At 69.8% G+C, this 7,121-nt stretch carries 4 protein-coding genes, 1 tRNA gene and 1 pseudogene; 3 read left to right on the top strand and 3 right to left on the bottom strand.

Features of this window, described 5'->3' with window-relative positions:
- The 3 genes and pseudogenes from ABZ564_RS23840 to ABZ564_RS23830 form a co-directional block, all read left to right on the top strand.
- A pseudogene (locus ABZ564_RS23840) lies at positions 1-880 on the top strand (transcriptional regulator); the annotation flags it as partial.
- Positions 881-1,453, top strand: a complete 573-nt coding sequence (locus ABZ564_RS23835) for a helix-turn-helix transcriptional regulator (RefSeq protein ID WP_360859983.1) — start codon at positions 881-883, stop codon at positions 1,451-1,453.
- Between the two features lie 58 nt (positions 1,454-1,511).
- Positions 1,512-1,585 (top strand) — tRNA-Met (locus ABZ564_RS23830).
- Positions 1,586-1,748: 163 nt separating this feature from the next.
- Here ABZ564_RS23830 and ABZ564_RS23825 read toward each other — a convergent pair.
- The 3 genes from ABZ564_RS23825 to ABZ564_RS23815 form a co-directional block, all read right to left on the bottom strand.
- A complete protein-coding gene (locus ABZ564_RS23825) occupies positions 1,749-2,744 on the bottom strand; it encodes a hypothetical protein (protein WP_360859980.1) in 996 nt (331 codons plus the stop codon).
- A 131-nt stretch (positions 2,745-2,875) separates the two neighbouring features.
- Positions 2,876-5,911 carry a hypothetical protein gene (locus ABZ564_RS23820; RefSeq protein ID WP_360859977.1) on the bottom strand — a complete coding sequence of 1,012 codons (3,036 nt, stop codon included), beginning with the start codon at positions 5,909-5,911 and terminating at the stop codon, positions 2,876-2,878.
- Positions 5,912-6,102: 191 nt separating this feature from the next.
- Positions 6,103-7,017 (bottom strand): hypothetical protein, encoded by a 915-nt coding sequence (locus ABZ564_RS23815; RefSeq protein WP_360859974.1) that lies wholly within the window; start codon positions 7,015-7,017, stop codon positions 6,103-6,105.
- Between the last annotated feature and the right edge of the window lie 104 nt (positions 7,018-7,121).

Raw genomic sequence — 7,121 nt, 5'->3', positions numbered from 1 at the left:
CACCGCGGCGCTGTTGAAGAAGGCGATCCCGGACACGATGCGCTTGCTGGACGAGACCCGCAAGGGCGCCCGGTACGACGTGATCGCCCACCCCGCAATTCCCGACATCCTGAAGAAGCAGACCTCCCGGGGCGCGGACCAGATCTGGGAGGCCCGCCCCAAGTGGACCCGCGCCGAACTGCCGCCCGGCGTACATGAGGTGACGGCACTGGACATCAACGGCGCCTACCTGTCCGCCCTCAAGACACATCTGCCGCTCGGGCAGCTCGAGCACACCACCGGCATGCCGCACGACCGCCGCCGCGCCGGAGTCCACCTGATCACCCCACCCGCCTGGGAGCACGACGCCTACTTGCCCAACCCGATCGGCGAGCGCGACGAACCCGGACCCCTGTGGGTCACCGAACCCACCCTGCGTCTCCTGCTGCGCCTGTCCAGCCCGAAGTACGGGCTGTGCGAGGCGCCGGAAGTCCACGAGTCCTACACTTCGGGGGCGACGGAGAACCTGCTGGAGAAGTTCCGCATCACGCTCAAGGATGCCCGCGACACTGCCATCGCCGACGGCGACGCGGTCACCCTGGAGTACGTGAAGGCGATGTACTCGAAGTTCGTCTCCACCATGGGGGAGTCGAACTACAACCGGGAGCTGTATCGGCCGGACTGGATGCATATCATCCGCTCCCAGGCCTTCGCCAACCTCTGGATGAAGGCGCTCAAAGCCCACGACGAAGGACTCGCCGTCGTCCGCGCGATGGGCACCGACGAACTCCACGTCATCGGCGACTGGCGCCGTGTCTTTCCCGAAGGCCGTGGGGTTACTGAGGTCAAGGTCAAAGACCTCTATACCGCGGGCACCGACACGATGGGGGAGGAGCAGTAGATGCCGGAGAGGAACAGCGACTTCGGAAGGTTCGGCGCGAGCGGCGTCAGGGGAAGCGAACTCGTCGGGCGGAAGCTCGACGACCTCGCCGGCGGCATCGCCACCCCCGTCACCGCGAAGCGCGGTCTGATGGCGCGCCTGAACTATCTGACGAGGTCCGACCACGCCCGTCAGGCCGCCAGGGATGCCGGGCTGACGGTGACCGACCGCACGCTCAAGGCGTGGCTGGAGGGCAAGCGCCACCCCTCGGGGAAGAATCTGAAGAAGATCGACGACGCCTACCGGGTGGTGCGCCGGCAGAACGTGGCCCGGCACCTGCTCAAGCGCCTCAACGCGAACGGCGGCACCAGGGTGGAGATCCACCCCCTCAACCAGTCCGGCGTCGCCCGCCCGCTGCAGCGCGACGTTCCCTTCCGGCACATGAACGTGCGCCGCTGGGACCGGATCGTCGGCGCGTGGTCTGCCGGTGACCACCACGGCTTGGACGCGGCCTGGACCGACGACATCCTGCCTGATCTGGGATCCCAGTACGGAGCGTACGAGTACTGCACCAACGTCGGCTTCGCTGCATAGCCCCTGGCCGGAGGTGGTCTGCGGACCTCGCGGGATGGCGTAAGGTTGGCTTCACCGACGCGGGGTGGAGCAGCTCGGTAGCTCGCTGGGCTCATAACCCAGAGGTCGCAGGTTCAAATCCTGTCCCCGCTACTGCCGGGCAGGGTCCGGATCCATTCGAGGATCTGGACCCTGTCGCATTTCAGGGGCGCCCGCCAGCTGTGGGCCCGCTGGGCTACGTGTGCGAGTGCCCGGCACGGCGTGCGAGCGGCCTGCGTACTCGTCGGTGGTGAGAGCCCGGCATCCGCGCTCTGCGTCACCACGCCTCGTCCATCGTGCCTGCCGCGGGCAGATCGAGGTAGCGGGCGGCGTCGTGCAGGATCTCCGGTGTGATCGCCTCGGTGCCGTCGAGGATGGCGATCTGCGCGGCCATGCTGAGCAGCGGTGTGAGGTTTTCCATGAGCCCGTCGGTGATGTCGTAGAGCTCTTCGGCGAGCTCCAGGAGGCTGTTGGGCCGGTGGTGGCACAGCTGGAGTCTTCCGTCGAAACTGGCCAGGGCTCGGGGCCATTCGTCGGGGTGTTCGGGGCTGCGGGGCGGTAGCCGGTTGACCCACAAGGTGGGTACGGACCGCTGGCGCAGCGGTGCGGCGTCGCTTGTCCGGCGCAGGGCGGGGAAGCGGGCGGTGCGTGCTTCGCGGAGGATGTCGCTGGAGCCGATGCCGCTCCAAAAGACCGTCAGGCTCAGTTCGTCCGCGAGGTAGTCGAAGAAGTCGAAAGTGGGCTGCAGATCCTCGGTGCGCAGCCGGTCGATCCCGTCGACCAGGCACACCTCTGCGTGGTTGGTGCGCATCACATGCACGGCGGGTCCGGTGAAGTCCTTCATGCGCTGCACGGGCCGGCTGTCGGTGTCGGAGCGGTAGAGGTCCCAGCCCAGGAACGTGGCAAGGGCGGCGGACCAGTCGGCCGGGGTGCCCGGGGTGGGCGGGGCGTTGATGCAGATCACCGGGATGCGGGTGTCGTCGATGCCGTGCAGTTTCTCGCGGCGCCCTTGGTGGCCCATGCCGATGTGGTGCAGCAGCGTGCGTTTGCCGGTGCCGCGGTAGTCGCTGTCGATGGCGATGTGCGGGCCGGGTTGGCGGCGTTCGCCGTTTCGCCGCAGCATCCGCCGTGCGAGGAGCAGTCCGCGCTGGATGTCGGTGGTCTCGACCAGGCCGAGGTCGGCGTGGTAGCGGACGCGGGGATCGTTCTCCCTTTTCTCCCCTTCCTCCTCGCTGTTGGCGCAGGAAGGGTCTTCCGGCGGCAGCGGAACCAAGGATGGGAGCTTGGAGGGCGGTTGCCGCAGGCGGGTGCGCCACCCCAGCAGGGTGGTCGGCGGGCCGACGGTGTCGAGGGCTGGCGGGGCTGGGGGAGTGGGTGGGGACTGCGGATCACGTACCGACGCTTTCAACGGTTCTTTCCTTGCTGGTCGTTATAGCCGTTTTCGCCGTCGGCGGGCGGGTTCAGTTCGGGCAGTGAGGCGAGGAAGGCATCGACGCTCTGTCCGCTGTCCTTTACGGGCTCGCCAGATGTGAAGAGTTCCGCAGCGGGGCGATCGAGGCGGCGGAAGGGCCGCACCGATTCCGGATCCAGCGGCGGCATGCCAGCGGCATAGTGCTCCTTGGGTGCCGCCGGCCGGCGGCGGGGCGCGGGCAGGGAACGGGCAGAGGCAGTGGGTGCGTCGTCGGGCCTGGGCCCCTTAGCTGCTTTGGACAGCAGGCGGTGCGTGGCCCGGGCGATGGCGGCCTCGTCGTGGCGGTGTCCGCCGGCGGCGAGATGGACCTGCAGCCCTTGCTCCCAGCTCTCTTCGGTCCACCGGTCGTGCAGGATCCGCCGGTGGATGAAGGGCACCTCCACCCACGGGTCGCTGTCTGGGGCGGCCCGGTGGTTGAACAGCCAGGCGACCTCGGGCTGGTTGGGGGAGTAGTGCACCTCCCACCTTCCCTGAAAGGCCGCGAGCCCGGAGGAGCCGCGGAAGGGATCCAGTGCTCCCTTGTCCAGGTTGTAGGTGCGGTTGTTGATCTGGAAGCCCTTGCGGTTGATGCGTGCCCACACGGTCGGCAGCAGCTTGCGGTTCTCGCTCTCGGTCAGCGCCGTGGCCCGGTAGCCGCGCAGCGAGATCAGCGCCGCATACATCTGGTTCGGGGTGAGCTTCAGTCCCGGAGTGAACGGGCTGCGCAGCGCGCCGTGCGGGGTCTGCTGCCAGCGCAGCGCCACCCACTGCTCGAACAGGTCCTGCAGCTGGGCGATCGTCCACAGCGGCTGCTTGCGGACGTGTTTGCCGCGCAGGTCCAGACGGTGGTGTGTGTAGGAGGCCAGGTGCTGGCTGAAGCCGGTCTTGATCGCCAGCATGGCGCGCTCGACGATCGCCTTGTCGACGGGGGTGCGCAGCCGGGCCTCGCGCACCTCGATGCCCAGGGAGTTGCAGGAGCGGGTGAAGTCCGCAGAGACGAACGGTGAGCCGTGGTCGACGACGAGCGTCTCTGGTTTGATGACCGGCCGGGCGGCCGCACCGGCGAACCGCTCATCGGCGGCCAGCAGTTCCTCGAAGGGAAGGTCCGAGCCGTCCATGAAGGTTTCCGGGGACCACCCCGGCCGTACCGGCAGCGGTGCGGTGCTCTGCGCCACGACCTGCACCGTGTCGAAGCTGCGGGTGGCCCGCCCGCCCAGCCACCGGCCCGCACCGGCACCACGGCGAAACCGCTTGGGCACGATCAGCGCACCGACGATGCTGCGGGTGGCCACATCGATCGCAATGGTCAGCTCCACCGAGATGATCTGTCCGTCGTCGCCGATGACCAGGACATCCAGTCCGGTGGTGTCGATCTGCACCAGTTCCCCGGGCCAGCGTGCCGTGGTCGCCCGCCGGCTGCCGGGCCGCAGCGTCGAGAGCGGCGGACCGGCAGCACGTCGGGCCGCCGCGGCATGCGCATTGTGTGCCGTGATCCCCAGGCGTTGCAGCAGCCGGTAATACGTGGCCGGGCTGGGCAGCAGCGCAGCGACGGTTGCTGCATCGGCGTCGGCGAGCTCGCGGGTGTAGCGGGCCCGAACCGTCTGCTGCACACGGCCGATCAGCCGCGACAAGGTGCCAGGCGACAGCCCCTGGTCGCGTTCGCCATCCAGGATCTCCCACACCAGGTCGATCACCCGCTGGTCGACGCGTCCGTGCGCGGATGCGGCGCGCTGGCCACGCCGGTCGATCAACCCCAGCAGGCCCTCCTTTCGCCAGGCGAGGCACTTGCGCTCGATGGTGGCGGGCGAGGTCGGCCAGCCGGCCTCGGTCAGCTGGACGGCCTTGGTGCGGTAGCGCTGCTTGAGGGGATGCAGCTCCGGGTCGAAGGCGGGTTTGGGCCGGGTGGTCGCCGGCACGTTCGGGGCCTGCTGGTGCAGCACCTCCTTCACGATGCGCTCCCACCGCGTGACCTCGCGGCGCAGTGCGGCGGGCAGGGCCTTCAGCTCGTGCCCGCGGTGGGTGACCACCGTGCGGGGAGCCGCCCGGTTAAGGACCGCGAAGTCCTTCGCGGACGTCAGCACCGGCTGGAGGATGATCAAAGGCTCGGCTGTGGTGTCACCGGGCGCGGTGAGGAAGACCCGCGGACCGTGAAAAGCGGTCACCAGCCAGCGCGCCCCGCTGAAGGTGATGGTGTCGCCGAGGGCCAGGGTGTCGGCGCCGTCCCGTACCGCGCCGTCCGGTACCTCGTCGTGCGGTGCGGTCATCCGTCCTCCCGCAGCCATGCCGTCGATGACGGTGTCAGGGGCCTGGTCATGTCGGTGTGCAGCTGCCGTTTCCAGATCAGGTGATAGGCCAGGTCCACGCCCGCAAACGTGGGCAGGCCCGCGGCGCGTACCCCGGAGCGGATGGTGCGTGGGGAAGTGAAGTGGGGGGGCCAGCGCCTCGGCATCGTCCGAGGCCAGCCGCTGCGGGCTGCGGGCGGCGTACAGCAGCATCAGGTTGTCCAGCTCCACACCGTCCGGCGGCCGCATGACGCGCACCCGCCAGCCGGCCACAGTGGCGGCCCGGGCCAGCATGTCCTGCCCGGCGTGCCAGCGGTCGGTGAGCTCCTCCGGAGCCACGCAGATGACCTCCCGCCGCGCTGCCCGTGAGGCGACGAAGTCCGGCCGCAGGCTCTGCGTACAGCCGTCCTGTGTCCAGTGCAGCTCCATCGGCCCGGCGCTGCGCGCGGCCACCGCCGGATCCCGGTCCAGCAGCATGCCGCAGCGCTGCTGGCGCAGTGAACCGCACGCCAGCGACTGGCCGGTGGCCGAGGCCCAGGCCTTGGTGACGAAGGACTGCCGGCCCGGATAGGGCACCGGCATCTGCAGGGGCGCCAGTTGTTCGAACGGCACCTGAGCGGCCTGCTCCACCGGCAGTTCACGCCGGCGCCCGAACCGGTCGAGATAGCAGACGGTGATCACCTGCTGGTTCAGGGGGGCATCCGGCACGTGCGTCCCCCTCCATCAGCTCGCTGCCAGGCGGGCCCGCCTCAGGCAGACCCGTTCCATGATCCGCCAAGGAGGGCGGCGTCCGCAGCCGCCGCAGCAGCCGATCACCCGGATGAAGGGCATGGCGAACACCAGCCCGAAACATGCGCAGTTGTGGTCCGCGGGTAGCAGCCTGCGCTGCCGCGCCGGCGTCACACGGGCACGGACGGGTCGTTCCAGTCCCAGGGCAGACAGCACCGCTCGGCCAGGGACTGCTGCTGTTCGTCGGCGGCGTGGATGAGCGCCGTCACCGGCCGGCCCGGCCCGGCCATCTGCGCTACCGGCGGCATGCACCGGTGATGCTGGTGCAGCCACTGTGCCACCGGGATCCGCCACATCTCGGGCGGCAGCTCGAGCACAGCGGCCAGCTGCGCCAGGCGCTCCAGCAGCTGCTCCTCGGCCACGGCCCACGGCCCGGCGCCCTGCACCGCACGCTGCCGCTCGTAGTCCAGCAGAGCGCGGGCCACTGGGACGGCCTCCGGGTACATCCACAGCCACGCCGACTCCAGGTCGCTCTCCGGCCGCCCGGCGCGCTGTGCCCGCCGCGCCCAGCACCCCACGACCGTCGTGCGCCACCACCATCCGGCGATCGCGAACGCGTCCGCGACCAGGTACGCCCCGACGGGGCCGTGCCGGCGTTCGAACCGCCGGCGCTGCCGGTGCGCCCGCACCACCTGCACCAGTGGGGCCAGTTCCACGCCGGAACCGGACTGGCGCACATGGGTGAACTGGCCATGCCGGTCGCAGATCTTCCAGGACTCGGGCCAGACCAGCCAGATCGGCCCCCACCCGCCGCCGCGCAGCGCCACGCACCGGCTGCAGGCCGGGACCAGATAGTGCTCCATCGGATACCACGGCCATTCCCACCGGGCCTGCTGCCCGGGCAACAGGTGGGTCTCGCGCAGATGAGGCAGCGCCCATTGCAGCCGTGACAGTTCCACATTCAGCATCGCGGCGAGCCGCTCGGCGGCCGGAGCGCTCAGGAAGACCTCGGCCAGATGCGGCTGCACCGCCTGCTGTCCCGGCTCCCCGTCGCCCAACTCGTCCAGCAGGAAGGCGATATCCACCCCCTGAGCCGCAGCCACACGCCACAGCAGTGAGCAGTTCGACTCATGGCCGGCCAGCCGCACGGACACACGCGCCAGACTCCGGCCCCACGCCATACGGCTCC

Source organism: Streptomyces sp. NPDC019224, from assembly GCF_040632605.1.
Lineage (GTDB): Bacteria > Actinomycetota > Actinomycetes > Streptomycetales > Streptomycetaceae > Streptomyces.
The sequence above is the reverse complement of the archived record's forward strand: the minus strand, read 5'-3'. Positions and strand labels throughout refer to the sequence as shown.

Excerpts from the sequence above, each read along its gene's own strand:
- ABZ564_RS23835 (WP_360859983.1), top strand. The coding sequence starts at position 881 with ATGCCGGAGAGGAACAGCGACTTCGGAAGGTTCGGCGCGAGCGGCGTC.